Annotated in this window: 22 protein-coding genes; 4 read left to right on the top strand and 18 right to left on the bottom strand. The window is 38.8% G+C overall.

Annotated features, from left to right (window positions below; all coding sequences use genetic code 11):
- Positions 1-450 carry a GAF domain-containing protein gene (locus tag AOB46_RS03750; RefSeq protein WP_062696689.1) on the top strand — a complete coding sequence of 150 codons (450 nt, stop codon included), beginning with the start codon at positions 1-3 and terminating at the stop codon, positions 448-450.
- Between the two features lie 171 nt (positions 451-621).
- Here the strand turns inward: AOB46_RS03750 and AOB46_RS03745 are convergent, their stop codons facing one another.
- The 5 genes from AOB46_RS03745 to AOB46_RS03735 form a co-directional block, all read right to left on the bottom strand.
- The gene (locus tag AOB46_RS03745; protein WP_062696688.1) at positions 622-1362 is read right to left on the bottom strand and encodes a helical backbone metal receptor; all 741 of its coding nucleotides are present in this window, start codon (positions 1360-1362) and stop codon (positions 622-624) included.
- 22 nt (positions 1363-1384) lie between these two features.
- A complete protein-coding gene (mgtE, locus tag AOB46_RS03740) occupies positions 1385-2707 on the bottom strand; it encodes a magnesium transporter (RefSeq protein WP_062696687.1) in 1323 nt (440 codons plus the stop codon).
- Positions 2708-2877: 170 nt separating this feature from the next.
- Positions 2878-3042: a bacteriocin-like protein gene (locus AOB46_RS23295; RefSeq protein WP_157845033.1), complete on the bottom strand. Its 165-nt coding sequence runs from the start codon at positions 3040-3042 to the stop codon at positions 2878-2880.
- Between the two features lie 38 nt (positions 3043-3080).
- Entirely contained in the window at positions 3081-3230 is a 150-nt protein-coding gene (locus tag AOB46_RS23290; RefSeq protein WP_157845032.1) for a bacteriocin-like protein, read from the bottom strand.
- 275 nt (positions 3231-3505) lie between these two features.
- Positions 3506-4057 carry a hypothetical protein gene (locus AOB46_RS03735; protein ID WP_062696686.1) on the bottom strand — a complete coding sequence of 184 codons (552 nt, stop codon included), beginning with the start codon at positions 4055-4057 and terminating at the stop codon, positions 3506-3508.
- A gap of 173 nt (positions 4058-4230) precedes the next feature.
- Here AOB46_RS03735 and rpsO point away from each other — a divergent pair, with 173 nt between their 5' ends.
- Positions 4231-4500: a 30S ribosomal protein S15 gene (gene rpsO, locus AOB46_RS03730; RefSeq protein ID WP_062696685.1), complete on the top strand. Its 270-nt coding sequence runs from the start codon at positions 4231-4233 to the stop codon at positions 4498-4500.
- A 312-nt stretch (positions 4501-4812) separates the two neighbouring features.
- Here rpsO and AOB46_RS03725 read toward each other — a convergent pair whose 3' ends face one another.
- Positions 4813-6234 (bottom strand): sugar MFS transporter, encoded by a 1422-nt coding sequence (locus AOB46_RS03725; RefSeq protein WP_062696684.1) that lies wholly within the window; start codon positions 6232-6234, stop codon positions 4813-4815.
- Positions 6235-6680: 446 nt separating this feature from the next.
- Here AOB46_RS03725 and AOB46_RS03720 point away from each other — a divergent pair, with 446 nt between their 5' ends.
- Entirely contained in the window at positions 6681-8918 is a 2238-nt protein-coding gene (locus AOB46_RS03720) for a polyribonucleotide nucleotidyltransferase (RefSeq protein ID WP_062696683.1), read from the top strand.
- A gap of 76 nt (positions 8919-8994) precedes the next feature.
- Here AOB46_RS03720 and AOB46_RS03715 read toward each other — a convergent pair whose 3' ends face one another.
- The 6 genes from AOB46_RS03715 to AOB46_RS03690 form a co-directional block, all read right to left on the bottom strand.
- The gene (locus AOB46_RS03715; protein WP_082377005.1) at positions 8995-11403 is read right to left on the bottom strand and encodes a TonB-dependent receptor domain-containing protein; all 2409 of its coding nucleotides are present in this window, start codon (positions 11401-11403) and stop codon (positions 8995-8997) included.
- A gap of 5 nt (positions 11404-11408) precedes the next feature.
- A complete protein-coding gene (locus AOB46_RS03710) occupies positions 11409-11849 on the bottom strand; it encodes a MarR family winged helix-turn-helix transcriptional regulator (RefSeq protein WP_062696681.1) in 441 nt (146 codons plus the stop codon).
- Positions 11850-12217: 368 nt separating this feature from the next.
- Complete coding sequence (locus AOB46_RS03705; protein ID WP_062696680.1) at positions 12218-15391, bottom strand: ABC transporter permease/M1 family aminopeptidase; 3174 nt, start codon at positions 15389-15391, stop codon at positions 12218-12220.
- A 2-nt stretch (positions 15392-15393) separates the two neighbouring features.
- Positions 15394-16266 carry an ABC transporter ATP-binding protein gene (locus AOB46_RS03700; RefSeq protein WP_062696679.1) on the bottom strand — a complete coding sequence of 291 codons (873 nt, stop codon included), beginning with the start codon at positions 16264-16266 and terminating at the stop codon, positions 15394-15396.
- A gap of 146 nt (positions 16267-16412) precedes the next feature.
- Positions 16413-16616, bottom strand: a complete 204-nt coding sequence (locus AOB46_RS03695) for a helix-turn-helix domain-containing protein (RefSeq protein WP_045494476.1) — start codon at positions 16614-16616, stop codon at positions 16413-16415.
- Between the two features lies 1 nt (position 16617).
- Positions 16618-17133: a DUF2975 domain-containing protein gene (locus AOB46_RS03690; RefSeq protein ID WP_062696804.1), complete on the bottom strand. Its 516-nt coding sequence runs from the start codon at positions 17131-17133 to the stop codon at positions 16618-16620.
- Positions 17134-17299: 166 nt separating this feature from the next.
- Between AOB46_RS03690 and AOB46_RS03685 the strand changes: the two genes are divergently transcribed.
- Positions 17300-17644: a TfoX/Sxy family protein gene (locus tag AOB46_RS03685; RefSeq protein WP_062696678.1), complete on the top strand. Its 345-nt coding sequence runs from the start codon at positions 17300-17302 to the stop codon at positions 17642-17644.
- Between the two features lie 139 nt (positions 17645-17783).
- On the opposite strand, the gene AOB46_RS03680 is transcribed toward AOB46_RS03685, so the two are convergent.
- From AOB46_RS03680 to AOB46_RS03655, 6 genes are all read right to left on the bottom strand, one after another.
- Positions 17784-18842: a DNA polymerase beta superfamily protein gene (locus AOB46_RS03680; protein WP_062696677.1), complete on the bottom strand. Its 1059-nt coding sequence runs from the start codon at positions 18840-18842 to the stop codon at positions 17784-17786.
- The gene (locus AOB46_RS03675) at positions 18817-21075 is read right to left on the bottom strand and encodes a winged helix DNA-binding protein (protein ID WP_082377004.1); all 2259 of its coding nucleotides are present in this window, start codon (positions 21073-21075) and stop codon (positions 18817-18819) included. Before AOB46_RS03675 ends, AOB46_RS03680 begins: the two co-directional genes overlap by 26 nt.
- The gene (locus AOB46_RS23180; RefSeq protein WP_062696675.1) at positions 21051-22289 is read right to left on the bottom strand and encodes a hypothetical protein; all 1239 of its coding nucleotides are present in this window, start codon (positions 22287-22289) and stop codon (positions 21051-21053) included. Before AOB46_RS23180 ends, AOB46_RS03675 begins: the two co-directional genes overlap by 25 nt.
- Before the next feature lie 127 nt (positions 22290-22416).
- Positions 22417-22830 carry a hypothetical protein gene (locus AOB46_RS03665; protein ID WP_062696674.1) on the bottom strand — a complete coding sequence of 138 codons (414 nt, stop codon included), beginning with the start codon at positions 22828-22830 and terminating at the stop codon, positions 22417-22419.
- Positions 22831-22836: 6 nt separating this feature from the next.
- Positions 22837-23547: a hypothetical protein gene (locus AOB46_RS03660; protein WP_062696673.1), complete on the bottom strand. Its 711-nt coding sequence runs from the start codon at positions 23545-23547 to the stop codon at positions 22837-22839.
- Between the two features lie 114 nt (positions 23548-23661).
- A complete protein-coding gene (locus tag AOB46_RS03655; protein ID WP_062696672.1) occupies positions 23662-24579 on the bottom strand; it encodes a WG repeat-containing protein in 918 nt (305 codons plus the stop codon).
- Positions 24580-24584: the final 5 nt, after the last annotated feature.

Below are 24584 nucleotides of genomic sequence, written 5' to 3'. Positions count from 1 at the left end.
ATGTCAGAATTAAAGAAAAGACTTTCGTCCATTCTTGAAAGTCCCAAACATAATACCGAAGAAAAGCTGGAGAAAGTATGTCACCTGCTGGATCAGGAGATTTCCTATTTCAACTGGACCGGATTTTATTTTAAAAACGGAGATAAGGATGAACTGATCTTAGGACCTTATGTAGGAGCACCTACGGATCATACCATTATTCCTTACGGAAAAGGGATCTGCGGGCAGGTTGCTGTTTCCAATGAAACATTTGTAGTTCCTGATGTTCATCAGGAAAGCAATTACTTAAGCTGTTCAATAGATACAAAAGCAGAAATTGTAGTTCCTATTTTTAAAGACGGGAAAAACATCGGCCAGATCGACATTGATTCTCATACGATCGATCCATTTACAGCTGAAGACCGCGAGCTCTTAGAATGGCTTTGCAACGAAGTTTCCAGGATTTTGTAAAACAGAATAAATAGCAGCATAAAGTTCCGGTCCGTCAATCGGAACTTTTTTATTGTATACATGAACATATACCGGGGCGGAAACTTACTTATCTACCCGGTCCGGGAGCATTTAAAAATCCATAGAAACCTGCGGAATTCACAGAATCAGCTGAAAATTAAAAGCATCATATCAGGACCAGTTTTCTGCATGAATTTCTGCTATTAATTCCTTAAAGTAAGCTTCACACTTCGCAATATGTGTTCCATACCATGAAAAGGCTTCCCCGTCTACAATCATAATCTTTTTATCAGGATAGAATGCTTTCAGCTCTTCAATATGCTTTTCTTTGAATGGAAAAGGCTCTGAAGACAGCATAATCACATCAGCACCTGCCAGATCTTCCGTTCTGATTTCGGGATAGCGGGTTTTATCCCTGAAAATGTTCTCAAAACCAATTTCAGACATAATCTTATGAATAAAAGTATCAGAACCAATCGTCATATAAGGGTTTTTCCAGATAAGATAGGCTGCTTTTACCGGAGTATCAAGTTTTGCCTGATGGAGAATTTCGTAAATTTTAAGATTGAAAAGCTGCGCTCTTTCTTCCTGGTTCAACAGCTTTCCGAGGTTTTTTAAAAGATAGTAATTATCTTCAATGGTCTCAACATTGGTTACCATTACCTTGAATTCATCCATTAAGGCTTCTACCTGTTCCTTGATGTTTTCTTCCTTATTGGCAAGAATCAGGTCTGGCTGTAAAGCTTTTATTTTTTCAATATGGATGTTTTTTGTTCCGCCGATGACGGCCACATCTTTTATTTTATCCTGGGGGTGAATGCAGAATTTAGTTCTGCCGATGACTTCATTTTCGGTAAGGCCCAGATCAAATAACGCCTCTGTGATAGAAGGGACAAGAGAAACAATTTTCATATTCAGACTTTGTCTGCCTAAATTACAAAAGTTTTCCGGTCAGGAAAAGCCCGGCTACAGAAAAATAAATGATAAGCCCCGTTACATCCACTAATGTTGCCACGAAAGGGGCAGAAGAAGTAGCAGGGTCAAGGTTTAATTTTTTAAGAATAAAAGGAACCATAGAACCGGAAAGTGTTCCCCAAAGGACAATCATGACCAGGGAAACTCCCACGCTCAGTCCCACAAACGGCCAGTATTGACCATAATTGAAAAATCCTGCTTCATGCCATATCATGATTCTTAAAAATCCGATGATCCCAAGAATTCCACCCAGGAAAAGGCCGGTAAAAATCTCTTTTCTCATCACATACCACCAGTCTTTTAACCCGATTTCCTGAAGTGCCATAGCTCTGATGATCAGGGTGGCTGCCTGGGAACCGGAATTTCCCCCACTGGAAATGATTAGCGGAACAAATAAAGCCAGTACTACAGCTTTCTGAATTTCATCTTCAAAATATCCCATGGCCGAAGCGGTAAGCATTTCGGAGAAGAATAGGATGATAAGCCAGGTTCCTCTCTTTTTGACCATTTCCATCAGGGAAGTCTGAGTATAGGGAACATCCAGGGCTTCAAGTCCCCCGAACTTCTGGATGTCTTCTGTGTTCTGCTGCTCAATCTGATCGAGGATGTCATCAATCGTCACGATACCTACCAGTACGCCGGCCTCCGTAATAATCGGTAGGGCTGTTCTGTCATACTTTTCAAAATAAGTTACGGCATCCTCCTTGGTGGTCGTGGTGGTAATAGCTACAAAGTGATTATCGGTGATTTCAGAGATCAGGGTATCTTCTTCAGCCAAAAGAAGGCTTCCTAACGCAATATCGTCAATAAGGCGGTTTCTTTCATCCACTACATACAGGTGGTTCATGGTTTCCACTCTTTTTCCTACCTTCTTAATTTGCTGAAGACACCGTTTCACAGTCCATTCTTTACGGATCTGGATGTAATAAGGAGTCATCAGACGGGCAATGGAATCTGAGTTGTAGCCCAGGAGTTTCAGGGCAATCCTTCTTTCCTGCGGATTAAGATGATTGATAGAATACTTGATCAGTTCATCAGGAAAATCCTCAAAAAGGGAAGTCCTGTCATCGGGTGTCATCGCGTTCAGAATCTCAGAAACTTCATCGCTTCCGATACTTCTGATGGTTTCCTCCTGAAAGTCCGGATCAAGGTGAGAAAAAACTTCTGCTTTATATTCCTTGGGAACCTTCAAAAACGCCAGAAGCCTCTCGTCAGCAGGAAGTCCGCTGAGAGTTTCGGCAATATCGGCAGGATTTAAGATAAGTTCGTCTCTGGAATTCAAAACGTGAAATTTTTGGATATGCAAAAATAATTCAAATTTTTAAAACTGGGCAAGAAAGTGACAAAATTAAGGATTAATTAAAGTTCAGCATTCATTATAACAGGGCATTGGAAAAATAAAAACATCCGCCGGAACGGATGTTAAAAAATTAAATTTCAAAATATCTGGTATTATTCCAGTATAGGTCCGCATAGTGGGTAAGGGGAGGGCATACATTGGCCGCCTTCACAGCATTCCCCGAATCCACACTGCGTATGGGTCTGGCATTTTCTGATGGGACCGCCGCCATTGATCTGCTGCAGCCCTTTTCTGTTGATTTTTTTAAGATTTTTCATAATTATTCCGTTTGAAGAGATGAATAATAATAAAAATGTCAGGCTTCAATGCAGATATATGGTTTGCAGGCACCATTGCAGCACCATCCTACGGTGCATGGTACAGTTTCACTACATCTTTTGATAGCTCCGCCGTTGATCTGCTTCTGCTGATCTCTCGTGATTTTCTTTAAGTTTGAATTTTTCATATCATTTAGATTTCTGGATATACTAAAATAAGAAAAATTACTTTATTATTCACTATATGATGATAATATTTATTTATTAATCAGGTTATTATGAGGCTTTTGGTGATTAGGCTTAATGGAGAATCAACAACAGATCAGTGGGATTTTAGATATGAATGGTCAATGCTGAACAGTTGCGGTTGCAAAGCCGACGATTAATGGGGCATTGGCGGGAACCCAATAACCTGCTATGAATTACAAACTGCCTATCTTAGCCCTGAACACGAAACTTTCGGCTACAATTCTACTCCTTCAGCGTACTTAAGTTTACGTAATTTTTTTAGAATCCCCTTAATAGCGCCTTCTGTTCCTATTTTAATGGAGTTTTCTGTAGAGCCGAGAAGACGCATGTTTTTGCGGTAGGTATCATAATCCGTTTCGGTTACCAGATTCCCTACAGCATCAAAAAGTTTCATGCTGACTACAACCTGATTGGAGAATACATATTTACCGATACCCACTTTGAAATATTTTACTTTAGGAACCACTGCAAAATCAGCATCGTTATTAACGCAATAATCGGTGATGGTCTGTTTTTCAATAGTATCAAAAGGAATCTGAACCCCGGCTCTGAGCATTTTGTTTTTTCTGTTGCTGAAATTGTCTGAAACGGCACTGAAAAAAGCCAGATTGGTGGGTTCTTTAATTTCGTCAATATCAGGTTCTACCTCGGGATTAAAGTATAAAACCTTTTTTGTCTTGTCTTCGTTGCTTTTCTGCGCCTTTACCGAAGTAAAACCGATTAATAAAAAAGTGCTGACTGCTGTAAAAAATATAAATTTTTTCATCTGTAATTCGTATGCAAAATTACTGCCTTTTAGTGGGATGACATAAAATTTATTAAGAAATTTTTAACATTTTTTTCTATCAATTTTGATATATGAAATCAATAATGTTTGCAGAATCGAAAAATAGTCGTAATTTTGCACCCGTTACATAATAATCATTAAACAATATTGGAATGTACTTAACAACAGAAAAAAAGCAGGAAATTTTCGCAAAACACGGAAAATCTGCACAAGACACAGGAAGTGCTGAAGGACAAATTGCACTTTTCACTTTCAGAATTAACCACCTTTCTGGTCACCTTAAAGGTAACCACAAAGATTTCAACACAGAGAAGTCTCTTGTTAAATTGGTAGGTAAAAGAAAAAGATTACTAGATTACCTTAAAAATAAAGATATCGCAAGATACAGAGCGATCATCGCTGAACTAGGTTTAAGAAAATAGTCTATAAAGATTTTCAAAAACAAAGCAACTTCAAAAGAGGTTGCTTTTTTTGTTACATAACAGTTCTGTTTCAACTTTTCATTGGTGATTTTTGCGAGAAAATAATATATTCATAAGCCTAATTTTACCTAAAGTTCTTTAAAATTAATGGTTTTTATCTGGTTGTCAGTAAAAAAAACTGCGTCACTGCAAAATCTGCGAGAGAATAAATATCCAGGTCCGTACTACCTGAGAAACCTGCGGAGAATTTTTTAAAAAGAAAGCGAAACCCCTGAAGAATCCCGCTTTCCATATTTTTATCTGACTGATTTTTTAATGGCCGGATTTAGCTTCCGTAGTTTGAACATGGCCAAGATATTTCGTACAGTAAATTCCGAATATCAGAATCACCAGATAACAGAATACCGGAATGATAAACGAATGCTGTACTCCGAACTGATCAGCAAGATATCCCTGGAAAATAGGAACAATGGCACCTCCCAGTATGGCCATAACCACCAGAGATGATCCCTGACTGGTGTATTTTCCTAATCCTGAAATAGCCAGGGTATAAATATTGGAGAACATAATGGAGTTGAAAATCCCGATTCCTAAAATACTGTACATAGCCAGCTCACCGTGGTTTACCATGGCAGAGATCAGCAGAAGGACATTCACAGATGCGAATATGGAAAGGGTTCTTGCCGGAGCTGCTTTGCCAACAAAGAAAGCAATGAAATTAAGCAGAATAAATACAAGGAAAAAACTGATCTGTGCAAAACTCAGATTAACAATACTGAAGATGACCAGAAATACTGCCGTAGCTGCTCCCAGCATATAAAGTGCTTTTTTCTCCCTGCTCAATGACTGATTTAATGAAATAGCTCCAAGAAAACGCCCGATCATGGCGCCACCCCAATATAAAGCCAGGTAATTTTTACTGATCACTTCATTAAAGCCCATAATTTGAGGCTGTTCCAGAAAACTGATGATAAAGCTTCCTACAGCCACTTCACCGCCCACATAGCAGAACATGGCAAAAACACCGAATTTCAGATGATTGAATTCCAATGCTCCCCAGCCTTTTACAATCTCTTCTTCACCCATCTGGAAAGAAGGCAGCTTCACTCTTGAGATCAGAAGTCCTACCAGAAGCAGTATTCCTGCAAAAATCAGATAAGGAATTCTTGTGGCTACAGCACTGAATGAACCATCCGGAGCTGAGAAAAATTCAAAAATCAGGTGCCCTCCGAGTACGGGGGCAATCGTTGTTCCGAACGCATTGAATGCCTGGGTCATATTCAGACGGCTGGACGCCGATTCTTCGCTCCCTAATAATGATACATAAGCGTTGGCTGTGATCTGAAGCATCGTAAATCCGAGTCCGAGAATAAATAAAGCCCCAAGAAACAGCGGGTAGTAGGAAAACGTAGCGGCCGGGTAAAATAATACACAGCCCAGAGCTGCCAGAAGGATCCCGAATAAAATTCCCTTCTTATAACCAACCTTATTAATGGGATCTCCTTTGGAAATGGAAATCAGGAAATAAATCAGGGATCCGATAAAATAAGCTCCGAAAAAACAGAACTGTACCAGCATCGATTCGAAAAAGGTGAGTTTAAAAAGCTGCTTCAGATACGGGATGAGAATATCATTCATGCAGGTAATGAATCCCCACATGAAAAAAAGCAGGGTAATGGTAATCAGCGGAACAGTATAATTTCTGTTCTGTGGCTGTACTTCTTTATTGGTCATAAACATTTATTTAATTGAAAAAGCCTGTTAAAGCTTATTCAGTTGATTTTTTCTGCAGCATATTTGGGTGAGAAGCAGGGCAAAGATAAGGCTGTCTCCTGTTTTTTTGCAAATTTTCCCGTGTTTTATGCTATAACCAAAATGAATTTGGCTCTGTAAAACTATATTTACACTTTTTGAGACAATAATACGAAAACGGCCGGATTTTATCATGAATAATCTTTGAAAAAACTGTTTTTTCTGTTCCCATAATCATCAATAAATCTAATTTTATGCAGTAAATTCTGCGTTTTTGAGAAACGCGTGGGTGAAATCTTATCATCGGGTATAGGTTTTTAAGGCGGAAAATTTAATATATCATTATTATATAGTACCTTTGCAGACGAAAATTTAAAGAGTTTAAATATTAATTCATACTCAATACGGAGTATAAAGACGACAAATTTATGAGTATACCTCAAGCGTTTACAGAAACGATTACTCTTGCAGATGGCAGAGAAATCACAATTGAAACAGGGAAACTGGCTAAGCAGGCAGATGGATCTGTGGTAGTAAAAATGGGCGGAACAATGCTTTTAGCAACTGTTGTAGCCAATAAGGAAGCCAATCCCGGAGTAGATTTTTTACCATTAACGGTAGATTACAGAGAGAAATTCTATGCAGGGGGAAGAATTCCCGGAAACTTCTTCCGTAGAGAAGCAAGACCTTCAGATCAGGAAATTTTAACCATGAGATTAGTGGACAGAGTATTGCGTCCGCTTTTCCCTGAAGATTTCCACGCTGAAGTTCAGGTTATGATTTCCTTGATTTCTTATGACGGAAAATCAATTCCTGAGGATTTAGCAGGTTTGGCAGCTTCTGCAGCCATTGCCATTACCGATATTCCTTTCAACGGGCCAATGTCTGAAGTAAGAGTGGTGAGATTTGACGGGCAGCTTTCTATCAACCCAAGCTACGAAGAATTAAAGAATTCTGAATTGGATATTATGGTTGGAGCTACCAAAGATTCAATCGTAATGGTGGAAGGAGAAATGAAAGAAATTTCTGAGCAGGAAATGCTGGAAGCTATTAATTTTGCCCATGCTGAAATTAAAAAGCAGATTGAAGCTCAGGAGAGATTAGCTGAAAAAGTTGGAAAAGCTTTCCCTAAAAGAGAATATTCTCACGAAGAGCACGATGAAGAAATTCGTGAAAAAGTTTGGAAAGAAACTTACGATAAAGTATATGAGGTAGCAAGAACTCCATCTGGTAAAGAAGAAAGAGGAGAGAAATTCAAAGCGGTTCGTGAAGAATTTTTAGCTCAATATGCTGATGATGCAGAAGAACTGGAAAGAGTAACGCCTTTCGTAAAAGTATATTATCATGACGTAGAGAAAGAAGCAATGCGTCAGATGATCCTTGAAGACAATATCCGTCTTGATGGTCGTGATCCTCAGACGATCCGTCCGATCTGGTCAGAAATTGACTACCTGCCGGGAGCTCACGGTTCAGCCATCTTTACAAGAGGTGAAACTCAGTCTCTGACTGCTGTAACACTGGGTTCTGTAAAAGATGCCAACATGGTAGACAGCGTAATTACGCAGCACGATGAAAAATTCTTCCTTCACTATAACTTCCCGCCATTCTCTACAGGTGAAGCAAGACCTTTAAGAGGAACTTCCAGAAGAGAGGTAGGACACGGGAACCTGGCTCAGAGAGCATTACAGGCCGTTATTCCTGAAGAAAACCCATATACCATCAGAATTGTTTCTGATATTTTAGAATCAAACGGTTCATCTTCAATGGCAACCGTTTGTGCCGGAACATTAGCATTAATGGATGCAGGGGTGCAGATTACAAAACCTGTTTCAGGAATTGCAATGGGACTGATCACAGATACAAAATCCGGTAAATTCACGGTACTTTCTGATATCTTAGGAGATGAGGACCACCTTGGAGATATGGACTTTAAAGTAACAGGTACTGCAGACGGTATTACTGCCTGCCAGATGGATATCAAAATTCAGGGACTTTCTATGGATATCATGGAAAAAGCTTTGATGCAGGCCAGAGACGGAAGATTACACATTTTAAATAAAATCACAGAAACGATTTCTGAACCAAGAGCAGACGTGAAGCCTCACGCTCCGAAAATGGTGGTAATGGAGATTGCTAAAGACTTCATTGGTGCTGTAATAGGACCTGGTGGAAAAATTATCCAGCAGATGCAGAAAGATACGGATACGGTTATTTCTATCGAAGAGATCGGAGAAATCGGACGTATCGAAATTGCAGGTACAGACAGAGAAAAGATCAATGCTGCGGTAGCGAAGATCAACGAGATCACTTTCGTTCCTGTAGTAGGAGAAGTATACAAAGGTAAAGTAGTGAAGGTAATGGATTTCGGAGCTTTCGTTGCTATTGCTAAAGGTACGGAAGGGCTTCTTCACATTTCTGAAATTGAATGGGCCCGTTTAGATAAAGTTCCATATGCAGAAGGTGACGAAGTAGAAGTGAAGTTCATGGGGTATGATGACCGTAAGAAAATGAAGCTTTCAAGAAAAGTTCTTTTACCAAGACCTCCGAAACCGGAAGGAAAACCAAGACAGGAAGGACAGGGTAGAGACGGTCAAAGAAGACCGGAAGGACAAAAGCCACAAGCTGAAAAACCTGTAGAAAACCAAAGCCCTTCAACAGAAGCTTAAGATTCACTCTTATATAAACAGAATCCCTCATTTTTGAGGGATTTTTTTATGAGTAAACTGTTTGAACTGAAAGTCTCTATGCCCCGATTCTTTGCTTCAGGTCATCCGCACCACCTGTCTTTCTGGGCTGTCCGTTTTTCGCAGAACCAAAATTGTATGTGTAGGAGAGTGTTACCACCCGGCTGTCTCTTTTTACTACAAAATTCTCTACATAATTATTGAAAACCACCTGTGCTTTTGGATTGCTGGTAAAGAATACATCGTTAAAGGCCAGTTTCAGCGTACTGTTATTGCTGAATTTTTTCTGGGCTCCGATATTCAGGTACCAGTTAGGCTGAACATCCATATACGCATACACTTCCCTTGCCCTGTAATTGCCTGTAAGCTCAGCTGTAAAGCCATTTCCTAATTTAAAGGAATTAATGCTGTTAAGGTTGAACGTGAAATTTCCTTTATTATTGATCTGGGTTCCCGAAACATTTCCGGTGTAGGATCCGTAATAGAAATTAGCACTGTTGTTCATATCCCACCATTTCGTCAGTTTTACCGGGGCAATCAGGTTAAGCCCGTAATATGAGGCTGAATTTAAATTTTCATTGGTTTGTACGGTAATATTTTCCCTGTTTTCTACTACCGGTTTTATCACATCTGTTATATTGTCAGAGGTTCTGCTGTAGCTTAAAGTAGCAAAATATTTATTGCTCAGGCTGTAGGTCAGTTCATAATTCATTGTGGTCTGTGGATTCAGGTCTGGATTTCCGGCTCTGTAGGTCGTAGGATCAAGGTAGAATTTAAAAGGATTCAGCTGGTTGTAGCTTGGTCGGGTGATTCTTCTGCTGAAATTGATTTCCAGACTGCTTTTATCTGTCATATTGTAAGAAAATACAGCGCTTGGGAAAAGCTGGGTATAATTCTTTTTATTGATCTGATTGGTCGTCAGCTGGGTTCCTTTTACGTTTGTATTCTCTGCTCTCAATCCAAAAATGGCGCTGAACTTCTCCCATTTCTTCGACACATTTCCATAAGCAGCATTGATGTTTTCCTCATAAATAAAATGGTTGGTTTTATTAACGTCCAGGACCGGAGTTCCGGAGCTGGCGTCAAAAAATTTCAGATCATTGTCTGCCTTTACAAAGCTTACCTTAGCTCCCGCTTCAACTTTCCAGTCGTTTTTCAGGTTTTTGGATACATCTGACTTTAAGGAATAAATATTAAGATTCCCCCCAATATCACCCTGTAAAATATCAAGGTTGTTTCCTGTAGCTGATGAAGTCCTCGTTTCAAAATTCTGAAGGGAAGTGTTGGCGTAATGAATATAATCAAAATCCGTAGTAAGCTCCGAACTCAGGGAATCCAGGGTATACTTATGATTCAGGTTGAATGAAAGATTTTTCCAGTGGTCATGAGATCGGTTTTGCGTAGTGAAATTACTTTCAGGAAGATGGTTGCTGCCTAGCACAATACTGGAGTTATCCCCTTTCGGATCAAATTTATTGCTTACAAATCCTGCCGAGAAACCTAAGATACTTTTGTCATTCAGATAATAATCCATTCCGGCTCTGGCAATATGATTTCTGAAATTGAGCTTCAGGAAATTGTCCTGTACATAAGCTTTCTGGAAAATACCGTCCTCATAAAAATTCCTATCAAGTTTTAGGTGGTTATAAAATTCCCGGTAGGCAAAACTGTAATTTGCAAATACATTCAGTTTCTTATTTCTGTGGTTAAGGCTGATGCTGTTGTTGTTTTTAATGAACTTTCCGGTTCCGAGGGACGTTGAAATGGTTCCGTTTGTCCCTTTTCTCTGATCTTTTTTAAGCCTTATGTTGATAATGGAAGTGCCGGCAGCATCATATTTAGACGAAGGATTGGTAATAAACTCTATCTTTTCCACAGTAGAAGAGGGGATACCGCGAAGATAAGCCGCAAGATCCGTTCCCGTCATCGGAGTATTTTTCCCGTCAATCTGTACCAGGAGATTTCCTTTTCCGCGCAGGCTGATGTTATCATTACTGTCCACATTTACTCCCGGAGCCTTTTCCAGAACTTCAAATGCCGAATTTCCGGTGCTGGCGATGCTGTTTTCAACATTCAGGATCATCTTTCCGTCCTGTCTTTCAATATAAGGTTTGGTCTTTGTGATGGTAACGCCTTCAATAGATTTTACATTCAGGTTAATAGAGGGAAGTGCTTTATTCTGAGTTAAAGCAATAGCATCGGACTGATACACTTCGCTGCCATTTTTACTGATCCTGAGCTGATAATTGCCTTCCTTCAGGTCATCAAAGCTAAATTTTCCGCCGGAATCCGCAATTTCAGTTTTGATCAGTTTATTGTCCGTGCTGAACAGGTTGATTTCCAATTGTTCCGGTTTTTCATAACTGATTGTTCCGGAAAGAGAATAATTCTGTAAAGTCTGGGCAGAGAGCAGGCTGCTCATCAATGTGATGATCCACGTTAATAAGAGTAAGAATATTCGGGTCATGGTATTTATTTTTTTGTGTTAAGACAGTTTTCTGAAATTTTGAGCATTACTGAATTCACCATTTCCAACTCACCATTGGTAATGCCTTCCAATGCTGTGGTTCGGTTACCCTCAACAATTTTCTGAACATCTATAATGATCTTCTTTCCGGAATCGGTTACTTTCAGATTGGTTTTTCTTCGGTCTTCGGGATGAATGTTACGCACTACATATCCCGATTTTACAAGCAGATCTATAATCCTGGTTACGGAAGCATTATCCTTAAATACAAGATCTCCAATTTCATTCTGGGTAATTCCCGGGTTTTCCAGAATAGCTTTAATAATAAGCCATTGGTCAATGGTAATAGTGAATCCGTGGGCTTTTAGCTGGCGCTGTGCGTAATTCCTGTAAGATCGTATCGCTTTGTCAATATTGTAAAATATAATTGAATTTAATTTCTCCATGATTTTATAATTAAAATGATTTATCAATTATTGATATATCAATTAATTAGTAAAATGTATTTTTATTTTGTTACAGGAAGTTGGAAATTTTTTTACAATAAATAAAAAAAACAGCGGTATTAATGATATACCGCTGTTTTTTGTATAATCTTTTATACGTTTAATCTCGCAGATTCCTCGAATCCCACTGATTTTTTTTCTCTTGCAGATCTGGCAGATTGAGCAGACTTTTTATGCCGCAGGAAATAGAAACCGTAGTTTTCTGAATATAATGGAAACTTAGACTAAACTTACTGATCTTGAAGGGTAAAGAAGCTTGTATGCTTTTTGACTTTTTTGAATCAGTTTTCTTCTGGTTCCTTCATAGGCTATATCGTTTTAAATAAAGTATCCATCTTCTTTTTAGTGACAGCATCAGGAGAAACCTTATAGAATTCATTGAGTAAATCCTGTGACGACGGTTTCTTGGGATACTGGCTGCTTTGTAAAAAATTTTTTAACGCAGCATTCACCTTATCTTCACCTATCAGCTCACTCAGTTTTACCATGGCTACAGCACCTTTGGAATAAGAAATGTGTGGGGTATCTGCTGTAGCTCTGTAAATCGGCAGGTCTTCAGACAGTCCTTTTTCATTATCATAAATCTGCTGATGTACCTCCAGTCTCTCTTTCATTTTTTTCCTGCCGTGCATCTTTTTATAAAGCATCATTTCCGTGTACATCGCCAGTGTTTCTGTAAGCATCACTGCCCCCTCCCTGTTATCAGGATTAATCTGGCTGTTTCCCCACCATAAATGAGACAGCTCATGTCCGGCAAGTTCATTGATGACATCCTGTTCCTTATCTGCATGGATATTGGCATGGAAAACCATGTCTTCAGGCATAAAAACCGCAGATGGATAGGCGGTTGCGGCAAAACCTTTCGTAAAGGAAGAAATTTCTGCAAAATTCACTGTTTTAAAAGGGTATTTTCCGAAATTATGAATACAGTATTCTAACGTGAGCTTTGCATTGTTGAGAAGGTGGTCTGCATTTTCAAAGTGCTTTTTATGATAAAAGAGATTGATGGCAATTCCTTTATACTGAATAGTTTTGATGCGATAAAAAGCAGAAGAAACGGCAAATCTGAACGGGATGCGGTTAGCCTGATACCGGAAATAGCTTCTTCCTGAATGAGTCCATTTTTTTACCAGATCTCCTGTACCAATGGCAGTTTGTCCCGCTTCAGTGGAAACAGTCATGTCCAGATCAATGAAATCATTTTTGAAGACTTCCGGTGCTTCCGGTTTCTTCAGAGGAGCCAGCTTTCCAAGGTTATTTTTTTTCCGCAGATGCTCATCCTGAATTTCATAGTCTTTCTGATAACCTATCAGAGGATAATACCTGCTGATTCGCATAAAAGAGCCATTTTCTATAACAGCATTGAACGATTGATGCCCATTTACAGCGTACCAATGGTAATTCAGTTTAAAATTAAGAGAAGCTGTACTTCCCGGCTGTAAAGGATGTTTCAGGATGATTTCTGGTGATGAGCCCGTAATTTTTACGGCTTCGGATTCTGTTTTCAGGAAGGCTGATTCTGTTTCCAGATCTGGATTGAAATTGATCAGAATTCTGCTAATTGGTTTTCCGGATAAATTGGCAAGCGTATATCTTCCTGTGATCTGATACGAATTTCGCGAGGGATAAAGTTGAATTTCTGTAGTAACATTGGTAATTTCCGGCTGAGGGAGTTCTTCATATGGAGCAAACTTTTTTTCATACTGAACGGAGCTTGCCATATTTTCTTCCTTATTTTCAGGAATATAGCCTTTCATAAAAGACATTCCGGTCCAGGCCCCTGAAATAAGCAGTAACGCAGTGAAAAGAAGCGATAAGGTATTGAATTTCCTGGTTTTTAGCCATTGATTTAAGCTCCACAAAAAAGCGATAATTCCGATTCCGAATAACAACCTTTTCGCAAATGCAGCTGCGTAGACTCCATACCTGTTAAAATCGCTGTAAGTTCCTTTAAAATCTGAGAAGATTCTGAAAAGAGGACAGGGGATGAGCTTTCCGGAAACCGGCCCGGCCAGCATGAAAACTGCGAGAACAGAAATTCCCAGAGCAATAAATTTATTCCGTATCCGGTCATTGACCAGCAGAATGAATCCTGAAAAAAGAATAACCGGAAAAGTATTGAATAGAAAAACACCCAGATAAGCATTCCAGTCAATATGCAGGTAGTCATAAACGGCCTGAAAAATAATTCCTTCCATTATCAGGACCAGGGTAAAAAAGAATATAAGAACAGAAATAGAAAGGAAATGCCCGGCCAGTCTGCTTTTGGAAAGGAAAGTGCTGTTTTCAATCATTGAGAATCCCGATGAATTGCTCCGCCAGTACAGGTCGCTGATAAAATAAGCGGAGATCAGCAACCCGAAAAGATGAAAATTTTCTGAAATGGTTGTGGCCATCAGCCCGGATCCCGCATACTTCTGCGGAAGGCGGATTCCCTTCTCTATTTCGGCATACATTTCCATTCCTACTGCAAATAATAACAGGATAACAACAGCGGGAATAACAATGCCTTTAAAAAGGTAGATCAGGTCTATTTTCGCATAAGAAAGAGCTGATTTAAAAGATGCTGTACGGCCGAAAAACTGTGAGGAAATAACAGGATTGATGTTGAAAGTCTTTGCTCTTTCCGGTAAAATGCCTTCAGCTTTCTTTTGTTTTCCATGTTTTGAAGCATTACTGAACGAAAACATCCGATGGGTTAAAAACAAAAATACCCCGGAAATAAGTATAAACAGAATCCTGTTCCATAACAGGTATCCGGTGAACGGTACAAGCAGGGTGTTTTTCTGGTCAACGGAGAATTTTCCTGCCTCAAAAAAGTAAGAAGATAGGCCGAAAGGGTCCAGAAGTGCTGAGATTTGCTGGGCTTCCGGAGACTGTGGCAGACTTCCCGCCATAAATGGTGATCTGGAAAAAATCAGGACAACCATATACAGGACATACAGCAGAAGTCCTCCCGCTACTGTCATCAGCTTTTTCTTTGAGGTAAACGAGATAAAAAACAGAAAGCTGCAGACCAGAAAGCTGTTCAATATTCCGAAGATCAATAAAGGATAAAGATAGTATACCAGATTGAATCCGGGCTGCATTTCACTGCCGGAACGGGTCATCTGACCTGTTATAAATCCTGTGATCAGAAAGACAAAACTTAAAGCTGTCTGAAAAAAATAGCTTCCGAATTTTCCGTTCAGATAGGTGCTTTCTGTCAAAGGAAATGAAAAGAGAACCTGGTCAAATCTGGAGTCCTGATCTTTAAAAAGCATCTGAACAGCATAAATAACCGCAAAAAATATGATGGAAAGACTTAACATTCCGGTCATAAAACCAATAGTATAGGCTGAGTTCAGATAGATTCCTTTTCCGGCAGAGAGGTTGAACTGGCTTCCACAAAAAATACCCAGAAAAATCAGGACCAGGGATATAAGATAGGCTGGCCAGTGCCTGGTGATGCGTCTGGCTTCAAATAAAAATAGAGTATTCATGACTAAGGTTTTTGAGTGAGGGAATGGAAATACACGTGCTCCAGTAAAGGAGTTACGGGGTAGAAGTCTTCAGGCTGTAGTTCGGAGAATACGGTGATATGCAGTTCTCTTTCTATGAGCTGTTTGCTGATTACCTCGTGGTTTAACCTGTAATTTTCCAGTTCATTTTTACTGATAGGTCTGCTCCAGATCCTGTTTTCCAGTCCGGAAATTAATTCAGAAGGTTTTCCCTGTTTCAGGATCTGGCCCTGGTTCATGATCGCCATTTCGGAACAGAGGTTTCTCACATCTTCTACCAGATGAGTGGAAAGAATAACTATAACATCCCGGCTGATGTCGTCCAGCAGGGAATTGAAACGGTTTCGCTCTTCAGGATCCAGACCGGCTGTAGGTTCATCAACAATAATAATCTTTGGGTTTCCTAAAAGGGCCTGGGCCACTCCGAAACGCTGCTTCATGCCTCCCGAGAAAGTATGCACTTCCTTTTTCATAAAATCAGAGAGGTTTACTTTTTCAAGCAGGCTCAGAATCTGGTTCTTCCGTTCAGACCGGTTTGTAATTCCTTTTAAAACTGCAATATGTTCCAAGAGATCATACGCGGAAACTTTGGGATATACCCCGAAGTCCTGTGGAAGAAATCCAAGGTTCTTCCTGATGTAATCCGGGTCTTTGGCAACATCGTTTCCGTTGAAAATAATATTTCCGGAAGTCGGTTTCTGGAGTCCTACGATTGTTTTCATTAACGAAGATTTTCCGGCGCCGTTAGGACCCAGCAGTCCGAACATTCCGTTCCGTATCTCCAGTGAGATGTCTTTTACTGCCTGAAAACCATTTTTGTAGGTAAGGCTGAGGTGGTTGATGGATAAAGTATTCATAGATTTGAGTTTGGGTAACAGAAAGACAGGCAGGCCTTTTGGAGGCTGCTGTAGATAAGTATGGTCATATGGAGGAACCCGGACAGGAATTATTCAGAAAATAAAATATTTCTGAACCTTTCAATCTCAGTTTCCGGGTTTAAGAGCTATTCTTTGTATTCCAGAATATCTCCCGGCTGGCATTCGAGGATTTTACAAATGGCTTCCAGGGTATCAAAACGAACGCCTTTTGCTTTTCCTGTTTTCAGGATAGACAGGTTCACAGGGGTGATGCCTAATTTTTCTGCCAGTTCTTTACTCTGCATTTTCCTTTTGGCAAGCATTACATCTAGGTTGACTATAATCGGCATGTTATATAAATAGGTCTTGTTCGTTTTGCAAATGTAGCCCTTGCTTAAAGATATTCGCAAGAAACAGACAGAAAATTCCAAGCATAAAGTGAATAAACACCAGTCCCCATATCATATTTTCCACTTCCACAAAGAAACTCGCGATAACCACTATGGGAAGCGGAATGAAAATATTATACAGGTAAAACCTCTTAAGCTGAACGATATTTTCCCTTGTAAACAGTTTGTTCTGGAAAAACACCTTAAAAACTTTTGCGGAAAGCCAGAAAAAAATTCCATAGGAAACTAAAACCAATAAGAATGAGAAAATAATGTAGGAATAATTATTTTCAATATTTAAAAAAGGCTGTTCCGTAAAAGGGTAATTAACATGAAGAAACTTCCCGTCTTGGTAAGGAGTCACAGAAAAACCTGTAGTCAGGCATAATCCTGAATATACACCTGTAATAAGATATCCGCCCGAAAGGATAAGACAGATATAATACAGAATCTTCGAAATAATTTTAGTCTGGTTCATGGCAATAAACATAATTTTATATTGCAAATTTATAATTAATTATCGTAAAACAATAATTATTTTAAATAAAATTTTATTTTGAAAAATGTTTCCATAAAAATAATAGTGATGAAATATGGTTCTGAAGGCTGTTTTAATTAACTTTAAATAAGAAAAAAATAAGATCATGGCTTATGATATTGAACTGGCAGACAGGGTAAGGGAATGGCTTGCTGCTGTAGAGCATATTAAAGTTGAAGAGAAAAAAATGTTCAGCGGTTTGGCTTTTCTGGTCAATGGTAAAATGTGCATCAATATCAGTCACGATAATCTGATGTGCCGTTATAACCCGGAACTGGAGGAAGAGGTTTCAGAAAAAGCAGGCTTTCTTCCCATGATTATGAGAGGAAAGCAGCTTAAAGAGTATTGTTATGTGGAACCGATCGGTTTTCAGAAATCTGCGGATTTCGAATACTGGATGAAAATCTGCCTTGAATATAATCCACTGGCGAAGTCTTCAAAGAAAAGGTGAAGTATAAGAGAAAAGAAGCCGGGAGTTGGAGGGAGTTATGAAGGTCAGAATGAATGACATTTTTTAATTTAATTTTATGTTTACCTTTGGTATTGTAACCAAAAGTAACTTCCGGCCTCCCTCTTCCAGCTTCAAGCCATTATTGATATAGCTTCTCCCTGATTTCTATTAAAATTTCCGTTGTTTTTTCCAGATCCGGGAAGTCCGGAAGATCAGATGATGAATAATAATGTTCAATAGAAGCGATCAGATTTTCTGTTTTCTGCATAACGTTTTCATAGGATTGATTTCCGGCTTTAATGTCCAGCAGTTCTTCGCGGTTGTCTACCCGGATCTTCATGGTTCCGGTTTTGAAGATGTGTTCGCAGGACTGAAGCAGGCGGATGGTATGCATCATATTTTTACTGTCGTAATTCTGTCCGTGTTGCTGGTTGACGTTGTAGCGGTCTTCATTCCGTTCGGAAACCCATTTCCAGTATTCCCTGTAATCTTTACAGTAGGTGGAGTAGGAATCCAGGTTGCAGAAGAGGTAAGCTTTAGGATTTTCACCTTTCGGAACGGATGAAAGAGAAACCTGGTTGGCTTCTTCATGCTGAATAATTCCTTTATAGCCTAAATTACCGGATTCATCATAAAACAAGGCATGCATTCCTTTGGTATTTCCGATATTGGTCAGTCCACAGTTTTCCTGAAGCAGATGGTTTTCCGAAAGCCATTTTTTCAAAGGAACAGAGCCTTCTCCTTCAAGAATGAAGCAGAAATCGAGGATGGATTTTCTTTCTTTTTCAATAGGATTAAGGATCTTTTTATTGAGCCCTTTCGCCTTTTTAATCTGTGAAATGGCATAACCTGCAAAGGTATCTTTGCATAATTTAGAGAGGAAGTCTTCAGGCTGAAGCAGGTTCATCAGCGGATCTTTTTGAAGGATGCAGTCTTCAGGCGTTGCCAGAATTTCCAGAATATTGGGATTGTTTTTTTGAAGCAGCTCTACAAACCTTCCGATCTCATAATACGTAATATCATTGGTTTCATTGGAAATCTGCGGAATATAATTCAACCCGAAAAAGTCTTTCTTCGGTAAATAATAAACACCCCGGATGTCTGTATCCGAGTTTTCTGTAGCCAATCCGAAGGCGCGGCTTCCGGAAATGGCTTCAAGGAGAATAAGGTTTTTATTTTTCAGGTCCTGAATAGTCATGATGATGTTTAAGGATTTTTTGTTCAAAGAAAAGTCTTTGTTCTTTAGGAAGCTCGTAAAGGGCGGAATTGTTTTTGTTAATGATTACTTCCTGGTAAAGAATGGTATATGCTTCCAAGATGAGCAGTTCTGGGATCTGTTCCCTGTTTTGTGCTGTAAATGCTATTAAATGCATCAGTTCATCGGCTTTTAAATCGCTGGAATAACTCAGGATATTGATGATCCAGGTCGTAAGAATTTCGTTCAGATCACCTGTTTGAATATCCTTTTCAATGGTAGAAGAAAGTAAGAAAAATATGTTGAAAGAAGGTATTTTGGCCAGTTTTGCGTAAATTTCAACTCTTTCCTTTATAGACAGCGATTTTATATAGTTCAGGTATTCGGAGGTGAATTTCTTTTCTTCTCCGTTCCATAAATCATAAACCAATTCCAGAATCAGGTACTTATATTCATTTGAGTAGCTGTTGAATTCTAACTCTATTATGTGGCTGAAAATCTGTTTAGCCTCTGATTTTTTACCTTCTATAGATAAGCTTTTTGCCATTGCTGTTCTCGCTATGACATATTCGTTGCTTATTATTCCATGTTTTTTGTACATGGTTTCTGTTAATTCAATGGCTTTCTGTAATAACGGGTAATCATCAGTAGTGAAAAATAAGTTGAGTAAAGAATTGGCAAATCCTGTATAATACTTATTTATACTTGTTGAATTAGAAGCAATGAAAGACTTTTTATTAACATTGATTTTTCTGAAATAGCTGATGGCTTTTTCATACTTATGTGCGTTGTGTAAATGTATTGCAATGACAAGATTCACTTCATCCTTATTTTCAGAGATATTGGTAAAATAAACTTCTTCAGCTTTTTTGAAATCGTCTCTGTGAATTAACTCTGTTAGTTCATTAAATATAGCTTCTAATTTTTCCTGTTTTATATCTAGAGCCTTATCAATAGCTTCTAATTCGTATAAAATATTTTTCTGATCTTTTTCATCACAGTGCTGGAGAAGCTCGCTAAACCTTTTGCTCCTTTTGTCAAGCTCTTCAATATTGTAGTAATACGCCAGAAAATCTATAAATAGAGAAGTAATTCCCTCTTTGTGTTCCCCCACCTCAATGCTGATCCTGAGTAAAGGTTCGGTGATGTCATAAAACTTATTGCGTCTGTCGGCAGGATCGGGAATGGCATCAACCAGTTTTTTTCTGGAAAGCTCGCTCAGCTGCTTGCTTAATGATTTCTGTTCTATAAAGCAGTTTTTGGATATTTCGGTTCCTTTCTGGGGGCGCCGTGCTAATGCAATGTACCGCAATATCTTTTGCTGCTGGGGCGGAAGGTACCGGATATACGTTTCATAATACGGTTTCAGATCATTGATGGTTTTAATGAAATTCTCTGATACTTTGGCCAGGGTATCTGTTTTCAGAAAATGATAGAAAGTAACGAGCAGGCGGTGGTTACCCTTTACCAGATCAAAAATGGCACGAACCTGTGGCTTTCCTTTTGTTTTTAAATGTTTGATGAGCGCTTTTTCCTTATCTATTTCAGCTAAAGAAAGTAAAAAAGAATAAGCTTCCTCGAAAGATAGGTTTTTAAGATAGTATAACGTGAAAAAGCCGTAAAACGGGCGGTCTTCCCGGTCAAAATCATCACTGATGGCCTGGCTGGTGGCAATAATGCTGACATTGTCGTTTTCATAAAGCCATGCCCTTAATCTGCCCTGCTCCTCTCTGCCCATCTGTTCCAGGATATCTCCGAAATTTTCAGCAAGAATGAGAAGCTGCTTTTGAGCGGTAAACGTTTTGATGATATTTTCAAGGTAGCTTAATTGTCTGGATGCTGCGGTATTCTGTAATATTTCCAGTTCTTTTTGCAGATAGGCCTGATCTTCCTCATACCATTTAATAAAGGAATTTAAGATTCTCAGCAGGAAATCAAAAAAATTGTCTACCCCGTATTCTTCTTCAGCAAAATAGGCTGTTGCAAGCTTCCCTTCCTTTACATAATGTTGTATTCTGGAATGTAAAACGCTCATCAGGTGGGTTTTTCCCATTCCCCGCTGTCCTATAATAAGCCAGAATTGGTTGTTGTTATTTTTGACAATTGCATCTACCTTATTTTCGAAAAAATCGGCAGCTGCGGCTCTTCCGGTAAGCAGCTGCTCCAGTATTTCGGGATTTACGCTTTTGGCTCCGAATGAAAGTACTGTATTTATGCTTTGTTTATTCTCCACCATTCCTTGAAAAGTTTATATTTGAAACTATATTTTCTTCCCTCACTGTCTGCTGCTTTAATAAAGTAATGATCCTCTGTAAGTATCTCCAGGATATCTTTAATTTTTTCATCTTCGGCATCTATCTGCGTAATGATTTCCGCTTCTGAAACCGGATAGTCTGCTTTCGAAATAAGTGAAAGGACTTTACTCATCAGCTTTGAATCATCTTTATAATAGATCACAAGACGTTCTGTAAGCTGCTTAAATGCTTTTTGATAGGAAGGATCATTTAAAATCAGATGATGGGACTTCCGTATAGTGTCTTCATTCACCTCAAGATTAAATTCCGACTGAATGATAAGAAACAGATGAGCGATATAAAAAGGAAGCCCGTCGCATAATTCATGGATCAACTTAAAGATTTCCGCCTTTTTTCCTGTATCAATCGTATATCCGGACAGAAGATAGCATTCCATTAAAAACGAAGATTCTTCCTCTGAAAAAGGAGCTACATTGAACTCTCTCATGTCATTAGTGGGTTCTCCCGTATAATTCAATGTTCTCCTTAAGGTTTGTAATATAACCTTAATGCCAATAGAACCGCAGTAAACAAACCGTAAGCCCTTATTTTCCAGCTCCTGTCTTCTTTCTCTGAGAATATCCAGGAACTCAGTGACTTCTTCATATCTTCCTGCCTGATACCATTCCCATAACATGATAGGCAGCTCATCCAAAATCAGAATAAGCTTGCTGTTGTCTTTTTGTAAATTTTCCCCCACATTTTCTAAGGTCTGAAAAAATATTTTTTTCCAGCTTCTCTGATACTCCGGCAGATTCACCGAAAATTCTGCTCCGTATACATCAACCTTGATGGAACTTACCAGCTTGGCTATAAATTCCCCGGTTTTGGCCAGATTTATTTTATACCATTTTTTGAAGCCATTGAAGCCCTGTATAAGTTTATCTATGACTTCTCCCAGATTCTGCTGTCCCTGAAGTGAAAAATAAATTGCTTTGAAATTTTCTTTTTTAAATTGATCAGGAACTTCATTGTTGTTGCACAGGTAAACCAACTTTTTAAGAAGAAGCGTTTTGCCCATTCTTCTCATTTCCTCCAGTGTTATACTTTGTACACTTAAAGATCTGAGGATGTTGTAGATCTCTTTTTCCCTGCCTATAATCTGCTCATCTTTTAAAGTTCCTGTAGAAGGAGTGAGTGGAAAAAATTCTTTCATGATATGGATGTTTGGTATCAGAAAGGTACGATAAATTTATCATACGACAAAATTATCGTACGATAATTTTGTCGTATGATTTTACAGTGGAAATGAAAATAAGTGAATAAGTGGTGGAGGATTATAACTATTCTCGTCTGTTTTCTCCTTCATTCATGATTTTTACTTCACCACCGGCTATTTTTTTTATGATGCTTGTAAAAACAGGATTTCTTCCTTCCTGCCATATTCCATCCTGGAATATAAGACTGAAATATTTATATTCTGCCCAGTCTTTTGCATTAAAGCTGATGTGCAGTGTATCTCTTTCCTGAGCGGTATATTCAAAATCGAAAATATTTTCCGTATTTAACTTTGATATGATATTTTCCGCAGAAATACCATTTTCAAAATCTTTGACAGGCATCATGATCTTTCCCCGCCTCATGGATTCTTTTGGTCCTGTATACCTGCTTAAATTCCAGATATAAATATCTTTTATTTCATCAATATTGCCCTCAATACAGGTGCAGAATTTTATTTCATTGCCAAATGTACACATAGTTGTTTAATCTAAAAAATAAGGTGAAAACCCAATTCCCTGGATACATCCTGCTACAGGAAGTACATTGTCTCCATTCATCGTTACTTGATACTCATCACAGGTCAGCTGTGAAACCTTCTGGTACCAGTTTTTCTGGTATTCTTTTCCGATAGCTTCTGTTTTGATAAGGCAGTGCAGCCCGCCATGGGTTTTGATGAAGGTAAGACAGTCAGCATTGATGACATTTTCTATATCAGCTCTGAATTGATTAACGGCTTTCTGATGATCTTCAGTTCTGAAATCAATATCAAGGTCAAAGAAAACTTTCCTCGATGTGGAGGTCTGGATGAGGTTCAAAGACAGGGTATGAGCATTAATCGCGTTATCATTACGGATCAGCCTTTCGGAAATTTCCCGCATCAGAAGCAGTGAAGCCTTATGAAGATCCCGGGGATTCGGGGTAATATACACAGCAAGATTATCCTGTGAAACATCAGTTCCGCCGGATTCGTACAGCCCCAGAGGAAGCTCAAGCTGCCTGATTTTATGAAGAAGCATTTCTTTGGTTGCCGTAAAACGCTTTAACTGAGCTTTATCTGCTTTCAGCCCCGTTTCCGGATTGTATTTTTTCCGGGCCAGAAGCTGTACATAATATTGTTCATTGGATTTCAGGTCGGGAAGCCAATCAATAAATTCCTTTAATTTTTCTTCGTGATAGATGATTTTGTAGTTCATTTTAGTTCATTTTGTTCCCTGCAAAGTATGAAAATAGACAGAATCCCTGTTTGCAGGTTATTTTTATGTAATAGATAAGTAAAAATTGTTCTGATAAAAGCTGAAAAAGATCGGTCAAATGACTTCCAGAACTTTACCGTCAAGGCTGAGTATATAATTTCGTCTGCCTTTTTTTGCTCTTATTCTTCCATTTTGGGCCGGGAGAATATGATCATATTCGCACAGGATAATGAGATTTCCATCAATATCAGTCATTCCCCATAATCCGTCCTGAGAAACGAGGACTCTATCTTCACACATTTCAGTATGATCAATATGTTCGTAAATATAATCCGTAAGAAAAGTAAGAGTACCGAACTGGATTTTTACCAGTGCATTCAGACCGTTTTTCTTGAAAATATGATATTCATAACCCGGATTTCCATCAATTATAAAGCTTTCTTCGGTACCATCAAGCTCCGGCGGAACAATAAACTTCCCGGCGCGAATGTCATATAGGCCGGTCTTGTTGTTTTGTGTGCATTCAAAAACCTCTTCCATTGCGCTGCTGAATGCTTCAATATAGTCGAATTCCAGTGGAAGGATCATCTTTTTATCGAATGTAATGATCCCGCATTTTCCATTTTGTTTTACAATGGCATACTCATTAGGATGTTTACTGTAAATAAATTCATATTCCATAGGAAGGATCATTTCTCCTTTTTCGTTGATCACTCCCTCATAGGATTTCCCGATGCCATTTTCGTCTGTAAATCTGCTGATACAGGCAAAACCGTCCCGGAACATACGTGCATGTTCATATTGAAACGGGATCACGATTTCATTATTCTGATCCAGATAGCCGTAAAGCCCTTCTGAATTCTCCGCAACCAACAATGGGCTGTTTTCAAAATTGGCATCCAGATGCTTATAAATGACCGGAATGTCAAAGTTTTGAGTTTCTTTATTGTACAATCCGTATCTTTCGTTAACCCTGTCATGGGCAATGGCATATCTGTCATTCAGGTGCCTGAATTTTAACTTCTTTTTCATGGTTC

This window comes from Chryseobacterium indologenes (assembly GCF_001295265.1).
Taxonomy (GTDB): Bacteria; Bacteroidota; Bacteroidia; order Flavobacteriales; family Weeksellaceae; genus Chryseobacterium; species Chryseobacterium indologenes_A.
Note: the sequence above shows the minus strand (reverse complement) of the source record. Positions and strands in the feature narration are given on the sequence as shown.